Genomic DNA, 16195 nt, shown 5'->3' on the forward strand with positions numbered 1-16195 from the left:
AACACATAGGCACATAGAAATCATAGTTTTTCTTTTGTGAATTAGATTGCTAGTTGTTAATTTTTAAAAAACACATAGAATCATAGATTTTCTATGCTCCCTATGATTATATGTGTTTAACATAAAACACTCATAACCAATACATTACCCGACAACAAACATTTATAAACGAATACAAACGTTTATCTACCGAATAATTTTTGTTGGCCAATCCAATTTTGCATCGTCTTCTCGACTTGGGAAGAAACTATTGAAAATCATTATTAACAATTTCAAACGAAAGCAAAATCATGGCATCATTAAACAAAGTATTGTTAATCGGAAACTTAGGCTCAGACCCAGAAGTAAGAACCCTTCCAAGCGGTGGAAAAGTGGCCACATTTAACATCGCCACTACTGAATCCTACAAAAACAAAGATGGCGAGAAAGTAGAAAACACCGAATGGCACCGCATAGAACTTTGGGAAGGCTTGGCCGGCATAGCCGAGCAATATCTCAAAAAAGGTGACAGCGTGTACATAGAGGGCCGCATCCGTACCGAAAAATATACCGACGCCAACGAAGTAGAAAAATTCTCCTTCAAAATCAGAGGCAACAGCATGCAAATGCTCAGCAGACCCAATCGTGACGGAGAGAATAGAAATTCTGCTTCTTATGCAGGTGCCAACCAAGCCGCCAACGCTATGGTGCCTAATCAGGTGGCGGATGTGGATGATTTGCCTTTCTGAGTTATGGAAGAGTTAAACATGCTATCGGAAAAAATTCTGCGATGTGCATTCACGGTTCATAATGCCCTTGGACCCGGATTATTAGAAAGTGCATATGAGGAATGTCTTTTTTATGAATTGAAATCTTCTGGACTTTTAGTTGAGAAACAGAAGGCACTGCCTTTGGTTTATAAAGAAATTCATTTGGAAACAGGGTATCGGATCGATTTAATTGTAAATAAACAGATTATCTTAGAAATTAAATCAATTGAAGCTATCGCAGATATTCATGTGGCTCAAGTCTTGACTTATTTAAAACTATCCAATTGCAGGCTTGGGCTTTTGTTGAATTTTAATGTTCCTTTATTGAAATCAGGAATTCGAAGACTTATAGTCTAAAAATTCTTACCACAGAGGACACAGAGTTTTTATTTCACAGAGATGCACAGAGTAATTTCTCTGTGTATCTCTGTGCAAAACTTTGTGCACTCTGTGGTAAAAAAAACGCTTCTCACTTCATCAATTCACGAAACATCAACTCAGCCACCATCTTATTACCGGCTTCATTAAGATGTACACGGTCTGTGGTGAGAATCCCTTGGCCTTTGTTTTCTGGGTTATTGGCTAGGTTGTAGGCCAAAAACTCCTTTCTAAGGTCTACCAACCCACATTTGTGCTCTTCTGCAAGGTCACGGATAATTTTTGAGTATTGGTTCAAGTCTCCGTCTTGTTGGTTACTATGGTCGGTTTTTTCGCCAATAGCTGCTGGAGTGGTTAGAATAAGTTTGATTCCTTGAGCTTGCATTTTCTTGATCAATGCCACGTAAAACTTCGTAAACTTATCTGCGTCAGTACCCGTTCCGTAGCTCGCTTTGTGCCAAACGTCGTTTACTCCGACATAAATCACCACCACATCGGGCTTCTTTGATAAAACATCGTCCTCCATTCTCAAGAAAAGGTCATAAACTTTATTGCCACCTATTCCAGCACCGATGAGCTCTGAGGTATTGCCAGCCTTTGTGAACATTTCCTTTAACATGGTAATGTATCCGCCCGGATTTACTCCCGCTTGGGTGATGGAATCTCCAAAAAATATGATTTTTTTAGGATTATCGGCTTTAAAAGCAAAGAGAACTGCGGTTAAGAATAATCCGAACAAGAGAGTTTTCATTTTATGATTACATTAAGGTTGATAATTTCTGATTTCAAAGGTATTTTGTTTTGCCCAAAAAGCACGTCCAAATTCTCCAATTTTGTATTTAAATCTTCAAAGCCATAGTTTCTGTAGTCGCTGTATTTGATTCCGTTTTGGGTTTTCTGGTTAAAAGCCTCTCTAAATCTGATACCACCGCCGTTGGTTTCATAAGAATACGCAAAATAATCCATAGACTTCGATTTCTTTTCTATCCAATACATGAAAACATCTTGGTGGTCTTTTCCACCACCTTCTTCGCTAAATTTTACTTTTATTTTGTCATATTCCTTGCCTTTAATTTTTGAAGTTCCAACAAGCTCCTTGCTCACTGCTGGGTCGTTTAATGGCTTGGGCAAAAGGAAAAAATAGGCCACCGAATTGACAGAGCTAGTATATTTGGTTGCCATGGAGTCTGGAACTGACGTTTTTACTCCATCAATTTTCCGTTCGAAAGAATCATTGGTAACGACATCCTCAATTTTGTGACCTGAGCTGTCAATCTGTATTCTGGTATAAGTGTACTTCCCATTTATATTTTTGATAGTATAGTGCATGTTTCTAAAATCAAAAGCAACATCCAAATCATCATACTTTTTACCCCCATAAACTTCAATGCACTCATCTACAATAGATTGTGCTGTGGGTTTACAAGCATGATTTATAAAAACCAGCAATGCCAAAATTGTAAGAATACCAGATTTCTCAAGAATGTTTCTCATAAATATTTTTATTAGAAATTAATAAACAGAACCGAATTCGAATATAGCTTTTTTTAAATATTTTTGTAGAATTTTCAACCATAATTATCAAACGATGCAGATTCGATCATCTAAAATTCTGAGTCTTTTTGTTGCCCTTTCGTTCGTTATCATTGCCAATTCTTGCAAAAAAAACAAAGGTAGCGAAGACATTCTAGTCATTAGTGACAATTCACCAGATCAAGCAAAAAAAGCCCAAGAAATAAAGGAAAAACTACCAATTAAACTGGCAGAAGGACTTCAAATTAAGCTTTGGGCAAGCGACACCTTAGCCCCGGATCCCATAGCTATGTCTATCGACGACAACGGTGCGGTATATTTGACCCGTACCAACCGCCAAAAACACTCTGAGTTTGACATCAGAGGACATCAAAACTGGATGACGGAGTCCATTGGGCTACAATCTGTCGAAGATAGACGTAATTTTCTTCACAAAATATTTGCTCCTGAGAAAAGCAGTGAAAATACATGGCTGAAAGACCTCAATGAAGACGGAGTTCACGACTGGAAAGATTTGGCCGTAGAAAAAGAAGAAATCTGGAAAATAGAAGACAGAAATAAAGATGGCATTGCAGACGTTTCTACACGTGTTTTCAACGATTTGTATGAAGAAATTACAGATGTAGCCGGCGGAGTTTTAGTCAGAGAAAATGATGCTTTTGTAGCTACAGGTCCGGATTTGTGGAGATTGACAGACAAAAACAAAGATGGTTTTTACGAAACCAAAAAATCAATAAGCCATGGTTATGCCGTTCATATCGGCTTTAGTGGCCATGGCATGAGTGGTATCACTGAAGGCCCAGATGGCAAAATCTACTGGCAAATCGGCGACATCGGAGCCAACATCACTTCATTAGACGGTAAAAGATTTGAATTTCCCAACGAAGGCGTTTTGGTACGTTCTAATCCAGACGGAACTGATTTTGAAGTTTTTGCCTCGGGCATAAGAAATACCCACGAGTTTGTTTTTGACCAATACGGCAACATTATTTCGTCAGATAACGACGGCGACCACCCAACTGAGCGAGAGCGATTGGTACACTTGGTAGAAGGTGCTGACTTGGGCTGGAGGTCCAACTGGCAGTACGGAAAATACACCGATTCAAAAAACAACAAATACAAAGTATGGATGGACGAGCGTCTTTCTGTGCCTCGTTGGGAAGGCCAGGCGGCCCACATCATTCCGCCCATTATGAATTTCCACAATGGTCCTACAGGAATGCAGTTTAACCCCGGTACAGCATTTGGTAAAAATTGGCTGAATAAATTCTTCTTGGTAGAGTTTGTAGGTAGCCCGGGGGGTTCACATATTTGGTCGTTTGGGCTAAAACAAAAAGGAGCGTCATTTGTACTGGATGGAGAAAAAGATCTCATCAGTGGTATATTGCCTACGGCTATTCAGTTTGGCCCTGAGGGTGCTTTGTATGCCGCAGACTGGGTGAATGGTTGGGATACAAAAAATTATGGCAGAGTTTGGAAAATTGATGTGACTGAAAAAGAGAACGATTTGGAGGATTTGAGAAAAAAAACGCTCTCTTATATGACACTCAAATATCCGCTCCAAACCGACGGTATGCTTGCCGATTTAATTGGCTTTGAAGATATGAGAATCCGCAAAAAGGCTCAGTTTGAGTTGGTAAATCGTGGGCAAAGGGGTTTTGCTGTATTCGAAAACACAGTGAAGACCTCCAAAAACCAACTGGCTAAAATTCATGCAATTTGGGGAATTGGGATGTTGGCAAGAACCGATGCTAAATACTCTGAAGCTCTTTTGACGGTTTTGGAAGACAGCGATACCGAAATTCAAGCCCAAGCCGCAAAAACTTTGGGTGAAACCCGAAATGTAAATGCCATCAGTAAATTGAGAAATTTACTTAAAAGCTCTGAGCCTCGTGTGAAATTTTATGCCACAGAGGCTTTGGGAAAAATGGGAGATAAAGGTGTCGTGCCGAATATTTTGGACATGATAGCAGAAAATAAAGACGAAGATGTTTATTTGAGACACGCAGGTGTGTTTACCCTAAGCAGATTAGGTGCTGAAAGCGAAATGGTTGCTTTGGCAAATAATAAAAATAAATCTTTGAGATTGGCGGCTGTGCTAGTTTTGAGAAGACTAAAAAGCGATAAAATTCAGATTTTCTTGCAAGATGAAGATGAGTTTATTGTAGAAGAAACAGCGAGAGCCATCAATGATGACTTGTCGATTCCGGGAGCATTTCCAGCATTGGTAAAAATGCTCAATAACGACAAATTCACGTCAGAACCGCTATTTAGAAGAGCCATCAACGTGGCCTTGCGAGTGGGTGACAAAACTTCACTGGATGCCTTGATTAACTACGCAAAGAAAGAAAAAATAACAGACGAACTAAGAGCAGAAGCGATAGCAGCATTAGGCACTTGGGCTGAGCCTTCTTTGATGGACAGGGTAGATGGCAGATATAGAGGCATAATAATTAGGGATTTAAACCAGGTTAAGCAAAGTATTGAACCCCATGTAACGGCATTCCTAAACGCCGAAAATCCCGAAACGCAGGTAGCCATCAGCCAGTTACTATCCAACTTGAAAATTGCATCTTTCAATGACAAACTGGTGAGTATTTTCGAGACCACTAAAGAACCAAAAGTAAAGATTGCCACATTAGAGGCTCTTTCTAATTTGAATTATACCGGTCTAGATAAAATTGTTCAAAATGGTCTTCAAAATGAAAAATCTGAAGTAAGGGTAGCTTCAATTGGCTCATTATCCAAGCTGAATATCGACGAAAATGCACTGAATGAGATTGTAAAGCCTATCTTTGAGAAAGGTTCTATCAGAGAAAAACAAAGACTCATCGGCACCTTGGCCAACATGCCAGTAACCAAAACAGAAAAAGTATTGGGTGCAATGATAGACATGATGGCCACTGAGAAATTAGACAAGGAACTTCTCCTAGATCTCTCAGAAGCCGTTAAGAAAACCAATTCAGAAAGTCTTATATCTAAACTCAACAGCACCAAAAAGTCCGACGATTGGTTTGAGGAATTCAAAGTTGCCCTCTTCGGAGGCAATACATGGGAAGGAAGAAATATTTTCAACAATAACTCTACTGCTCAATGTGTTAGATGTCATTCTACTTCACCAAATGCCCCAGCTTCAGTTGGACCTAATTTGGGTAAAATTGGAGGTAAACTTTCCAGAGAATCTATTCTAGAGGCCTTGGTAAAACCGAGTAATAGAATATCCCCTGGTTACGGTCAAGTAAGCCTCACACTAAAAGACGGCCAAGAAATTACGGGGACTTTGATGTCAGAAAATGAGCATGAAATTGTGCTTACCACATCAGACGCCGAACCAACCAAAGTGGCCTTAACGAGAATAGCGAAAAGAGAAAATATGCCATCCAGCATGCCTCCCATGGGGGATATTCTTTCTAAAAGAGAGATACGTGACTTGGTGGAATATTTGGTAAGTATGAAATAAAGAATGAATTAGAATTATCAAAAAGAGAGGCTAAAGATAGTCTCTCTTTTTTTGTGAAAATAAAACTCATTACACTTCCCATTTCGGGAATTTCATTATATTTGTATCGAAATGAGAATATTCAGTAAAGGTACTCTTCGGAATTATTGGGAAAAATACCCTGATGCAAGACCAGCACTAGAAACATGGTACTCGATTTTAGAAGAAATCGACTTTAAAAACCCAAATGAAGTAATTAAGTTTTTTAAAGATGCTGACACGATTAAGAACAACCGAATTATCTTTAATATTTGCAAAAATAAATATCGACTAATTGTCAAATTTGAATATCAACTAAATTTTGCTTTCGTAAGATTCATTGGCACTCACAAGGAATATGACAAGTTAATAGACATCGAAAACATATAAATAATGAAAATTGATATCAATTACTTAAACAGCATCGTTTTGCAACCTATAATTTCAGAGGATGATTTCAAATGGGCTTCAGAAGTTATAGACAATTTGGTTGATGCAGATATGATAGAAGATCCAACATTAAAGGAAAGAGCTCTAAATTTGTTGGACGCAGTCACCACATTGGCCATAGCCTATGAAAAAAAACACTATCCGATACCAACACCAAGTCCTTTGGTAGCCATAAAACAAAGAATGGAAATGCTAAATCTTTCTCAAAAAGACGTAGCAACGTATTTCGGGGGAGAAAACCGAGTTTCTGAAGTACTTAATGGTAAACGCAATCTTAACCTAAAAATGATAAAAAAGCTATATCAAAATCTTAAAATCCCAGCAGATATTTTACTTTCCTAAACATAATTCTCAGCTCAATTCCTCCGCCAATTTTTCCATCATAGTCAAGCATTTTTCTACTTGTTCGATGGCGATAAATTCGTTGGCCCGATGTGCTTGTGCAATATCTCCTGGGCCACAAATAACAGATTCGAAACCAGCTAAAGCAAACTGACCAGCCTCGGCTGCATAGGCTACAGTACCCAATTCATAGTTTCCAGTTATTTTTTGGATAAATGGCACAACATCTAGATGCTCAGGTGTGTCTAATGGCGGAACAGGCGGATGGTCTTCTTCTGTGATAATTCTGGCACCTGCAAATCTTTGTTGTAGCTCTGCTTCTAGTTCTTTACAGTAGTCAGCATAATCATTCAGAATATTTTCCAAATTACTTTTCGGGATAATCCGTACATCCCAGTAGAAAGTACATTTGTCTGCAATGACATTCGGAGCTATTCCTCCATTAAACTGACCAACATGGATTGAGGTATGATTCGGCGTAAAACGATCATCAATTTCACCCGATTCAAAAAGCTCGTTCATTTTGTTTTCGAGCCAAACCACCAATTTGGCAGCCACATGTATGGCACTTACTTCTCTTTTAATTCTACTACTGTGTCCAGCCGAGCCTAATACGGTAGTTTTTAGCACACAGATACCCTTTTGACCAACAACAGGTTGCATCATGGTAGCTTCACCAATAATGGCATATTTCGGTTTTTCATCATAAAAATCTCGTATGGCACAGGCCATTTCGTAGCCCGAAAGACAACCAACTTCCTCGTCATAAGAAAAAGCAAAGTATATTGGTTTTTTGAGATTTGATTTCTTAAAAAGATCAACGCTTGCCAAAAAACAAGCTAAAAAGCCTTTCATGTCGCATGAGCCTCGGGCATACCACTTTTCATCTTTTTCAGTAAGCACAAATGGCTCGGTCACCCAGTCCTGACCTTTCACAGGCACAACATCGGTATGACCAGAAAGAATCACTCCACCGTCGACTGCGGGTCCTATACGACAATGCAACAGTGCCTTGTCGCCATCTTTATTGGGTACCACCTGAAAATCAATTTCTAGAGATTTTAAGTAATTGGTCAAATAATCTACAATCGCCAGGTTTCCTTGTCCACCTAAAACTTGGAATGCCACCAAGTCAGTTAAAATTTCTTTTGTTTTTTGAAGTCTCATTTTTTGTTTTTTTAAAACACATAGGCACATAGAGATCATAGTTTTTCATTGTGCCATATATATTCTTTTCTAATCTTTAATAAGTGGAATTTGCGAATTTTATCTATGTGCCCTATGTGTTTATTAAATCAAGCTGGCCCATAATTAATCATGACCGATATAATTACAAAAATAACTGTCAGGGCCACTAAAATAGCTACAACAGGTGCAATAAATCTCAGCCAACGCTCAAAAGGCACTCTGCAAATGGCAATCATGGCAATAAGCCCACCGAAAGTTGGGTTTACAAGATTACTCACACCATCGCCGACTTGAAAAGCCAAAACCACAGTTTGCTTGGTCAGGTGTAACATTTCTCCCAATGGAATCAAAATCGGCATTGTGGCTAATGCTTGTCCGCTACCGCTCGGAATCATGAAGTTCATCAAACTTTGAGTGGCCACCATACCTACTGCCGATAGATAATTGGGCAGACCTTCCAGCGAATTGGCCAGATAGAAAGTAATAGAATCACTGACTTTGCCTTCTTCCATCACGATTCTGATAGTGGCCGCAAAGCCCACCATAAAAGCCCCTGGGGCTACTTTTGCAACAGAGTCTAGGATGATTTCACCAATTTCGATATTACTTTTTTTAAGGAAAAATATCAAAAATACTGTAAGCATTAAGAACAAAGCCGAAATGTCATTAAGATACCATTTGTACTGAAATACTCCATAAATCATGATGGCTAACATAGCTACAAATGCCAACAAAATCACCCAATCTTTTGTACCCATCCTGAATTGGTCAATTGCTTTTGACAAAGAAAAGCCCGAATTATCCAAGTCAGTTCCCAAACCTTTTTCTGGTGTACTTTTGATTTTTTTGAAATAAGAAATGTTGTACCATGCCATTACAATAAGACCCAAAACACACAAAATAATTCTCAACAAAGCACCTGAAAAAAGAGGTAAATCGGCGATTCGTTGGGCTGTACCTACCGTATACGGATTAAAAGGAGACAAACCAAAACCAACAGTGACGCCTCCGACAGCTATTCCAGTGGCCAAAACTAAATCACCACCGATGGCGAGACTCAAAACGGCAGCAATCGGAATCATCGCAATGTTATTTTCGTAGCCAATAAACATACCCAACACCCCATAAACGAAGGTCATACCAGCTATCAGAAGGCTTTGGTTTTTCTGTCGTAAAACTTTTACAAATGAACCCACCACATTTTCTACTGCCCCAGTTGCATTCAAAACACCAAACATTATTCCGCTGGCAACGATAATAAAAATAACTTCAATGGCAGCTTTATAACCCTTTGGCATAGATTGAAAAATTACCGTCGGGCTTAATTTAGCAGACTCAACGAAGTGAAATGAACCTGCCACTACCTTCAATTTACCATCTACTTCTACCCTATCAAATTCCCCTGCTGGTAACATATAAGTAAAAAGCCATGCCAGTACGATCATTCCAAAGAGAATAATTACCGGATGTGGAATATATTCATACCATTTTTTCATTCTAGTTTCGAGGGTTTATTGGGTTTTTGAAGTGGTAATTTAGGCTCAAAACCAGTAATAAAAAAACGACTCTAAACCAAAATGCACGTTTTGGGTGTTTATATTGAAATATTCAATTATTTTTGACAAACATTTAAACCAAATTTTATGTATTCTATCATTTTACAAGCTCACCATTGGATTGCGTTCATCGCTTTGGCGTTGTTGGCTTATGCTACTATAAACGGAGCTATAGGTTCAAATTCAGAAAAAGTATTTGATGATTCTCACAGAAAAATCAACTTGTTTGCTTTGATTACCACACATACCATGTTGCTTTTAGGAATAGTTCTTTTAATTATTTCGCCTGTAGCACAAACCGCTTTTGCGGATATGGGAGCCGCAATGAAAGACGGAGCTGTTAGAAAGGCTGTGGTAGAACATCCAACAATGAACATCATTGCAGCAGTTCTGGTAACCATCGGTAATGCAAAATCGAAAAAGGCAGTTGGGAATGGACGAAAGTTTAAAGTATCAATGATATTCTTTGGACTTGCCCTGCTTTTGATACTTAGCAGACTTCCTTTTGAAAAATTATTTTAAAAATATAGCCTCGAAAGAGGCTTTTTTTTATGCAATCACCTATTATTTTGTTTGATGGCGTTTGCAATCTTTGCAATGGTGCCGTACAGTTTGTGCTTCGTAACGACACTAAAAATATTTTCAAATTTGCATCACTACAGTCTAAATTTGCACAAGACTTCTTAAAAAAGCACCAACTTCCTACAGAAAACTTCGGCACTCTAATTTTGATAGAAAACGAAAAGATTTTCGTGAAATCAAATGCAGTTTTTAAAATAGCCAAATATCTCACAAAATACGCTTGGCTGAGTGTTTTCAGCTTTCTACCCATTTTCGTTACCGACTTTTTCTATGATATTGTTTCCAAAAACCGCTTGAAATGGTTTGGGAAAAGAGAAAATTGTTGGCTGCCAACTGATGAATTAAAAGAAAGATTCCTCTAAAAACAAAACCTAATAATCTGAAAAACAAATCATTAATACCATTCCAAAAAGACTTTCCAAATATTCACTTTTTCTTACCAATTATTTAGAAAAACCTTCAGAATACTTAATAGTCCAGTTTTAAGTTTATAGTTTACATAGTTTTGAGAGTCTTTACTAAACATGAAAACTTATAAATTTAAAACCCATGAAAACTACTTTTACTTCAACAGGCTTGCCATGCCTCGTGTTAAATTATGGTAAGCAAACTCTTCCATCACCCGAAATACAATACATTGAAGGAGAAGGAAATTACAGTCTGATTCAGACATCTGCCAACAAAATTCTGACAAGTGCATTTACGATGAGGCTTTTCTCGGATCAACTTGCTTCGCAATCTAATTTTTTCTCACCACGTAAAGGCTTATTACTCAATGTAGATTATCTCAAATCAGTAGATTGTAAAGAGGGTGTTTATTACGCACTTATGAAAGATGGGAAAAGCCATGTTTTGTCGCGAAGAAAAGGCAAGGCCTTCTTGGACTATCTATCTGATTACAAGTTGGATTATCTCATAAATTACCGTTAAATAAAACACTTAACCATTAGATAAAACACTTGAATAATACCGAAAAACCTATTTTAATTTAGAAGCACGATTTCAATTAAAACAATTAAAACTATGAAAAAACTTATATTTTCATTTTTGATCGCTCTCGCAATATCAAAAGTTAGTGCTCAATCAATCCTACTTACACCTGGCAATCAAACTACCACTAATTCTAATCCTGATTTGATTTTAAGATCAACAGGAACTCCAGATGTAAGGTCAATAAGATCTGCAGGTACAATAGCCAGCCCTACACCACCATTAACTGGCGTTAGCCTTTTAAGAATTCGTGGTGCTGGTTTTTGGAATACCACATCTTTCTCTGATCAAGTGGGGATTGACATGTTTACAACTGAAAATTGGAATTCATCGAGCCAAGGTGCGGATATGCGATTTTCAACCACATCTAATGGAACATTTAACTTAATAGAGCGAATGCGTATTTCTCATGATGGAAAGATAGGTATAGGTACAACAGTACCTTTAAGTAAGTTAGATGTATCTGGAGATATTAGTTTATCCAGCCCAAATCTAGGTTTTGGAAGTAGAAAACTTCAATTCTACTCTGACCAAGGCACAGGAAATGAATGGAGACCAGGTTATATCGAAAGTGCTGATGGGGCTGGTGGAAGCTCCTACACGGGAAGGCTTGACTTCTATACAAACGGAACAGGAGTTGGAAATAAATTGGGAAGTGTTTTAGGTATGTCTGTTTTAAATGGGAAGGTGGGAGTTGGAAGTTCTACTGCAAATTCACCTGACTTTCCATTGCATGTTACATCTACAGCAGGGTCTACCTCAAGCACTACTGGTGCTTTTGCAATAGGCTCAACTACAGGACAGCATTTAGTTTTTGATACAGACGAAATTAATTCATATAGTAATACAGCTGCAAGTGTTTTATATTTGAATCCTAACTCGAATGGAAATGTTCAAATTGGTTCTTCTGCTGGTGATTTACTTGTAACTGGTTATACAAAACTTGGTGGTTTTTCTGCTCCGAATATTAAAATGAAGAAACTAACCGGGACAACGGGTGCTGGAGCTAGTTTTACTACACCTCATGGACTTAACGTAAATAAAATTCTAGATGTTTCGATTTTTATTGAAAGAAGTGGTGGAGTTTTCACAGACGCACCGAATCAAATAGGAGGTGCAGCAAGTATTCAATACAGTTATAGTTTAAATGCTACTGATATTACTTTTTTTGGTGTGGGTTCATCACTAAACAATCGTCCTTTCAGAATTTTAATTACATACGAAGAATAATTATTCAACAATATCCTTCAAAAAGCACCATTTCATAAACGAAAAGGTGCTTTTTTGTTTTTTTATCATTTTAGAAACAATTTTGAATAAAAAATATTATTACCGAACTTGCGATCACAAACATCACTAACAAACTAATAAAATGCATAATGCCATTTACCAAGTTCCGCTTCCTCAGAATGAGCCCGTTCTAAATTACGCTCCTGGCAGCAATGAAACTATAAATGTAAAAAAAGCCATAGAAGAACTTCGTTCTAGAACTGTAGAAGTGCCCATGTATATTGGCAACGACGAAGTTTTTACCAATAAAAAAATCAAGCTCTCTCCTCCACATGACCACCAACATGTATTAGGTTATGCTTCTGAAGGTGATGCCTCACATGTTTCCGCAGCCATTGATGCGGCCTTGGAAGCCAGAAAAAACTGGGCAAATCTACCTTGGAATGAGCGTGCTGCAGTATTTCTGAAAGCCGCAGATTTATTGGCAGGGCCATATAGAGCCAAAATAAATGCAGCAACCATGCTAGGCCAATCAAAAAATGCCTTTCAGGCAGAAATTGATGCGGCATGTGAACTAATAGATTTCTTAAGATTCAATGTAGCTTTTTACCAAGAAATAATGGCTGAGCAGCCTTTATCTTCTAAAGGCGTTTGGAATAAACTGGAATACAGACCATTGGAAGGTTTTGTTTTTGCACTTACCCCATTTAATTTTACTGCCATTGCGGGTAACCTACCAGCAAGTGCAGCTTTGATGGGCAATGTTTGTGTTTGGAAACCGGCATATACACAAATTTACTCTGCCAATGTGATAATGGAAGTCTTCAAATTGGCAGGTTTGCCTGACGGTGTTATCAACATGATTTATGTGGATGGACCGGTTACTGGCGAAGTGGTTTTTAATCATGCCGATTTTGCCGGAATTCACTTTACGGGTAGCACTGGAGTGTTTCAAAACATCTGGAAAACTATAGGAGGCAATATTCATAAGTATAAATCTTACCCAAGAATTGTGGGTGAAACGGGCGGCAAGGACTTTGTGATTGCTCATAAATCAGCTGATGCCAAGGCTGTTGCAGTTGGATTGGTTCGTGGTGCTTTTGAATACCAAGGGCAAAAATGCTCGGCAGCTTCAAGGGCCTATATCCCATCTAATATCTGGGAAGATGTGAAAAAATATATGTTGGCCGACTTAAGAGAAATAAAAATGGGACCAACAGAAGACTTCTCGAATTTCATCAATGCAGTTATAGACGAAAAGGCTTTCGACAAAATTTCGGGTTACATATCTGCTGCCAAAAATGATCCAAATGTCGAAATTATTGCAGGAGGAGGTTTTGATAAATCGGTGGGCTATTTCATAGAACCAACAGTCATCTTAACCAGAGACCCTAAATACAAAACCATGTGCGAGGAGATTTTCGGGCCAGTTTTGAGCATTTATGTTTACGACGAAAACGCTTGGGTAGAAACTTTAGAATTGGTAAATACCACTTCGCCTTATGCACTTACAGGTGCAGTTTTCTCTCAAGACAGATATGCGATTGACCAAGCCACAAAGGCTTTAGAAAATGCAGCTGGTAATTTCTATATCAACGACAAACCAACAGGAGCGGTAGTTGGTCAACAGCCATTTGGTGGGGCCAGAGCCTCAGGAACCAACGACAAAGCAGGTTCAAAGCTCAATCTTCTTCGTTGGGTGAATGCACGTACGATTAAAGAAACATTTGTATCGCCTACGGATTACAAATATCCTTTTTTGGGGTAGATAGAACTCGGATTTTACTGATTGGACACGGACAGGTTTTGTTCGTGTCTTTTTTTTTTTACAAATGCACTACCTTAGCCTTTTCCCAATCAATAGAGGACTCGGCTGTGCGAATATCTACAAATTCGTGTTTCTTTACTAGTTTATCAAGCTTTGAAAGACAGCCTTTTAGTCCATAATATGATTTGAACTTTCTGAAGAAATTCAAGCCTGGAACCATCGGTTGTTCTGGGTCAAAATCTCTGGGATGAAAATAGGTCATTACATAATCAGAGTTTTTAGTCATTAAATCCAACAGAGGATATGGAAATAACCTAAAATAACCTCCACCTGAAAAGATTAAGTTTTTACCAGCAAAAGAAGAAAGGTTAATCGGAAACTCCTTCATTCGCATGCCATCAATATCAATCCAACAAGGTTCTGCATGGCCAAACTGTGCAAATCCACCGTGTGAACGCTCGGCTGGAAAAATGGAGGCGTCAATCTCAATACCGTTTTTCATCAAAACCTCAAAAACCCATTTATTCTGCTCCATTAATGAAAAACCAGGAGCTCTATAGGCCCTCACTTTCTTACCTATAACATCTTCGATAGATTTAATTGAACGCTCCAAATCTTGCTTAAAAGTATGCCGATTTTGTTCATAGGCCAACTGGTGCAAGTCCGAATGCGTTGCTATTTCATGTCCTCTTCGATCTATTTCTTTCAGAACCTCAGGGAATTTTCTCGCCACCCAACCCAAACAAAAGAAAGTGGCTTTTTGATCACCCAGAATTCCATGTATTTTGCTCATGTTTCCATGGATTCTCGACTCAAATCCCTCCCATTCGGCCTCCGTTTTGGTGGCGTCGTTGTCGAGGATATGAAACCATTCTTCTATGTCGAAAGTGAGTATTTTCATAAGTAAATTTCATCTCGCAAAGTCGCAGAGACGCAAATAAATAATGGCTCTATGCTGAATAGAGTGGGTACTTGAATTTGAGTTTAGCAGCAATGAAGTAAATCATACTGATAAAATTGTTTTTATTTCTGTATCCACGAGCCCTAGCTTTAGCCAATTGGATTTTACTATTAATACCTTCTAAAATTCCGTTTGAAATATGGTATTTAGAATAGTTTGTAATTCCTTTCCAATGTTTGATTACGGTGTCTGCAAATTTCTCAAATTGAGGTATCATTGCCTCTTTTACCATATCACACCAATAGGCTAAAAACCCTTGAGCTTCTTGAGGCGATTTAATAGACCAAAAGTCGTCAAATAGTATTTTTAAACGATAAGCCGCACCTAATCTGGGTAATGCCTCTAGTGACATATCTCTCTGTGTTTTTTGAGAAGCCGTCATGTTTTTGTCATTTTTGAGAAACAAATACTTTTGCCCTTTTAGCATTAGGTGATTCTTTAGTTCTTGTTTTCTTAAGTCGTCCATACTTTTATTCAAGAGTGCTTTGACATGATACCTATCAAATACTATTTGAGCATTTGAAAATTCTGACTCCACACCACTGATAAAAGAGGGTGATAAGTCTATACAAACTTGCTTGATATTCTGTCTCTGGGTACCTTTAGTTTCCAGATAATCAGCTATTTTCGTAATGGTGTCTGCTCCCTTGCCCTCAGTTGCATGTACTACCCTTGAAGTTTTCATATCCACCGCAACGGTTATATAATCATGCCCCTTTTTAGAACTTGTCTCGTCTATTCCCAATGTTGAAATATCACTATGATCTGCACCACAATAAGCAATTCCAAGCCAATAATTAAAGATATTCCAGATGCGATTGGGGTAAACTCCAATCACTTTGCCTACCTTGTTGACTGGCATTTCTTGCTCTATTAACAACATACTAAATGCCTCAAACAGAAGTGTAAAACCACTACCTTCCCGTGCCCACGGTACTGAGACTTGTTCAACCTTATTCTCAACAGTTTTTACACGTGGTATTTTACAAT

16 protein-coding genes are annotated in these 16195 nt (G+C 38.3%); 10 read left to right on the top strand and 6 right to left on the bottom strand.

Annotated features, from left to right (window positions below):
- The first annotated feature begins 290 nt into the window (after positions 1 to 290).
- Together EGI31_RS04645 and EGI31_RS04650 are read left to right on the top strand one after the other, a co-directional pair.
- Positions 291 to 728 (top strand): single-stranded DNA-binding protein, encoded by a 438-nt coding sequence (locus EGI31_RS04645; protein ID WP_255035999.1) that lies wholly within the window; start codon positions 291 to 293, stop codon positions 726 to 728.
- A 3-nt stretch (positions 729 to 731) separates the two neighbouring features.
- Complete coding sequence (locus EGI31_RS04650) at positions 732 to 1106, top strand: GxxExxY protein (protein ID WP_255036000.1); 375 nt, start codon at positions 732 to 734, stop codon at positions 1104 to 1106.
- 112 nt (positions 1107 to 1218) lie between these two features.
- Here the strand turns inward: EGI31_RS04650 and EGI31_RS04655 are convergent, their stop codons facing one another.
- Both EGI31_RS04655 and EGI31_RS04660 read right to left on the bottom strand, forming a co-directional pair.
- Positions 1219 to 1878 carry an SGNH/GDSL hydrolase family protein gene (locus EGI31_RS04655; protein WP_255036001.1) on the bottom strand — a complete coding sequence of 220 codons (660 nt, stop codon included), beginning with the start codon at positions 1876 to 1878 and terminating at the stop codon, positions 1219 to 1221.
- Positions 1875 to 2621 carry a DUF6503 family protein gene (locus EGI31_RS04660; protein ID WP_255036002.1) on the bottom strand — a complete coding sequence of 249 codons (747 nt, stop codon included), beginning with the start codon at positions 2619 to 2621 and terminating at the stop codon, positions 1875 to 1877. The genes EGI31_RS04655 and EGI31_RS04660 overlap by 4 nt, the downstream gene beginning before the upstream one ends.
- Before the next feature lie 94 nt (positions 2622 to 2715).
- Between EGI31_RS04660 and EGI31_RS04665 the strand changes: the two genes are divergently transcribed.
- The 3 genes from EGI31_RS04665 to EGI31_RS04675 all read left to right on the top strand — a co-directional run bounded on the left by EGI31_RS04665 (position 2716) and on the right by EGI31_RS04675 (position 6930).
- Positions 2716 to 6120 carry a DUF7133 domain-containing protein gene (locus EGI31_RS04665; RefSeq protein ID WP_255036003.1) on the top strand — a complete coding sequence of 1135 codons (3405 nt, stop codon included), beginning with the start codon at positions 2716 to 2718 and terminating at the stop codon, positions 6118 to 6120.
- Between the two features lie 111 nt (positions 6121 to 6231).
- Positions 6232 to 6528 (top strand): type II toxin-antitoxin system HigB family toxin, encoded by a 297-nt coding sequence (locus tag EGI31_RS04670; protein WP_255036004.1) that lies wholly within the window; start codon positions 6232 to 6234, stop codon positions 6526 to 6528.
- A gap of 3 nt (positions 6529 to 6531) precedes the next feature.
- Entirely contained in the window at positions 6532 to 6930 is a 399-nt protein-coding gene (locus EGI31_RS04675) for a helix-turn-helix domain-containing protein (RefSeq protein ID WP_255036005.1), read from the top strand.
- A gap of 9 nt (positions 6931 to 6939) precedes the next feature.
- Here the strand turns inward: EGI31_RS04675 and argE are convergent, their stop codons facing one another.
- Both argE and EGI31_RS04685 read right to left on the bottom strand, forming a co-directional pair.
- Entirely contained in the window at positions 6940 to 8097 is a 1158-nt protein-coding gene (gene argE / locus EGI31_RS04680; RefSeq protein WP_255036006.1) for an acetylornithine deacetylase, read from the bottom strand.
- A 128-nt stretch (positions 8098 to 8225) separates the two neighbouring features.
- Positions 8226 to 9614 carry a YfcC family protein gene (locus EGI31_RS04685; protein ID WP_255036007.1) on the bottom strand — a complete coding sequence of 463 codons (1389 nt, stop codon included), beginning with the start codon at positions 9612 to 9614 and terminating at the stop codon, positions 8226 to 8228.
- Positions 9615 to 9761: 147 nt separating this feature from the next.
- Here EGI31_RS04685 and EGI31_RS04690 point away from each other — a divergent pair, with 147 nt between their 5' ends.
- From EGI31_RS04690 to pruA, 5 genes are all read left to right on the top strand, one after another.
- Positions 9762 to 10196, top strand: coding sequence for a hypothetical protein (locus EGI31_RS04690; protein WP_255036008.1), 435 nt, complete (start codon positions 9762 to 9764; stop codon positions 10194 to 10196).
- 29 nt (positions 10197 to 10225) lie between these two features.
- Positions 10226 to 10618: a thiol-disulfide oxidoreductase DCC family protein gene (locus EGI31_RS04695; protein ID WP_255036009.1), complete on the top strand. Its 393-nt coding sequence runs from the start codon at positions 10226 to 10228 to the stop codon at positions 10616 to 10618.
- A 187-nt stretch (positions 10619 to 10805) separates the two neighbouring features.
- Complete coding sequence (locus tag EGI31_RS04700) at positions 10806 to 11186, top strand: LytTR family DNA-binding domain-containing protein (protein WP_255036010.1); 381 nt, start codon at positions 10806 to 10808, stop codon at positions 11184 to 11186.
- Between the two features lie 93 nt (positions 11187 to 11279).
- On the top strand, positions 11280 to 12476 hold the full coding sequence (locus EGI31_RS04705) for a hypothetical protein (RefSeq protein ID WP_255036011.1): 1197 nt from the start codon (positions 11280 to 11282) through the stop codon (positions 12474 to 12476).
- 142 nt (positions 12477 to 12618) lie between these two features.
- Positions 12619 to 14244 carry an L-glutamate gamma-semialdehyde dehydrogenase gene (gene pruA, locus EGI31_RS04710; RefSeq protein WP_255036012.1) on the top strand — a complete coding sequence of 542 codons (1626 nt, stop codon included), beginning with the start codon at positions 12619 to 12621 and terminating at the stop codon, positions 14242 to 14244.
- A gap of 58 nt (positions 14245 to 14302) precedes the next feature.
- Here the strand turns inward: pruA and EGI31_RS04715 are convergent, their stop codons facing one another.
- Positions 14303 to 15145 (bottom strand): polysaccharide deacetylase family protein, encoded by an 843-nt coding sequence (locus EGI31_RS04715; protein WP_255036013.1) that lies wholly within the window; start codon positions 15143 to 15145, stop codon positions 14303 to 14305.
- Between the two features lie 49 nt (positions 15146 to 15194).
- On the bottom strand, positions 15195 to 16195 hold a 1001-nt coding region (locus EGI31_RS04720; RefSeq protein WP_255035273.1), incomplete at its 5' end, for an ISL3 family transposase.

It is taken from the genome of Lacihabitans soyangensis (assembly GCF_024343775.1).
GTDB classification, from domain to species: domain Bacteria; phylum Bacteroidota; class Bacteroidia; order Cytophagales; family Spirosomataceae; genus Leadbetterella; species Leadbetterella soyangensis.

Bases quoted from the DNA above. Each gene is read 5' to 3' on its own strand.
- EGI31_RS04650 (WP_255036000.1), top strand. From the start codon at position 732: ATGGAAGAGTTAAACATGCTATCGGAAAAAATTCTGCGATGTGCATTC.
- EGI31_RS04665 (WP_255036003.1), top strand. From the start codon at position 2,716: ATGCAGATTCGATCATCTAAAATTCTGAGTCTTTTTGTTGCCCTTTCG.
- pruA (WP_255036012.1), top strand. From the start codon at position 12,619: ATGCATAATGCCATTTACCAAGTTCCGCTTCCTCAGAATGAGCCCGTT.
- argE (WP_255036006.1), bottom strand. From the start codon at position 8,097: ATGAGACTTCAAAAAACAAAAGAAATTTTAACTGACTTGGTGGCATTC.
- EGI31_RS04700 (WP_255036010.1), top strand. From the start codon at position 10,806: ATGAAAACTACTTTTACTTCAACAGGCTTGCCATGCCTCGTGTTAAAT.
- EGI31_RS04685 (WP_255036007.1), bottom strand. From the start codon at position 9,614: ATGAAAAAATGGTATGAATATATTCCACATCCGGTAATTATTCTCTTT.
- EGI31_RS04660 (WP_255036002.1), bottom strand. From the start codon at position 2,621: ATGAGAAACATTCTTGAGAAATCTGGTATTCTTACAATTTTGGCATTG.
- EGI31_RS04670 (WP_255036004.1), top strand. From the start codon at position 6,232: ATGAGAATATTCAGTAAAGGTACTCTTCGGAATTATTGGGAAAAATAC.
- EGI31_RS04715 (WP_255036013.1), bottom strand. From the start codon at position 15,145: ATGAAAATACTCACTTTCGACATAGAAGAATGGTTTCATATCCTCGAC.
- EGI31_RS04645 (WP_255035999.1), top strand. From the start codon at position 291: ATGGCATCATTAAACAAAGTATTGTTAATCGGAAACTTAGGCTCAGAC.
- EGI31_RS04690 (WP_255036008.1), top strand. From the start codon at position 9,762: ATGTATTCTATCATTTTACAAGCTCACCATTGGATTGCGTTCATCGCT.
- EGI31_RS04675 (WP_255036005.1), top strand. From the start codon at position 6,532: ATGAAAATTGATATCAATTACTTAAACAGCATCGTTTTGCAACCTATA.
- EGI31_RS04705 (WP_255036011.1), top strand. From the start codon at position 11,280: ATGAAAAAACTTATATTTTCATTTTTGATCGCTCTCGCAATATCAAAA.
- EGI31_RS04695 (WP_255036009.1), top strand. From the start codon at position 10,226: ATGCAATCACCTATTATTTTGTTTGATGGCGTTTGCAATCTTTGCAAT.
- EGI31_RS04655 (WP_255036001.1), bottom strand. From the start codon at position 1,878: ATGAAAACTCTCTTGTTCGGATTATTCTTAACCGCAGTTCTCTTTGCT.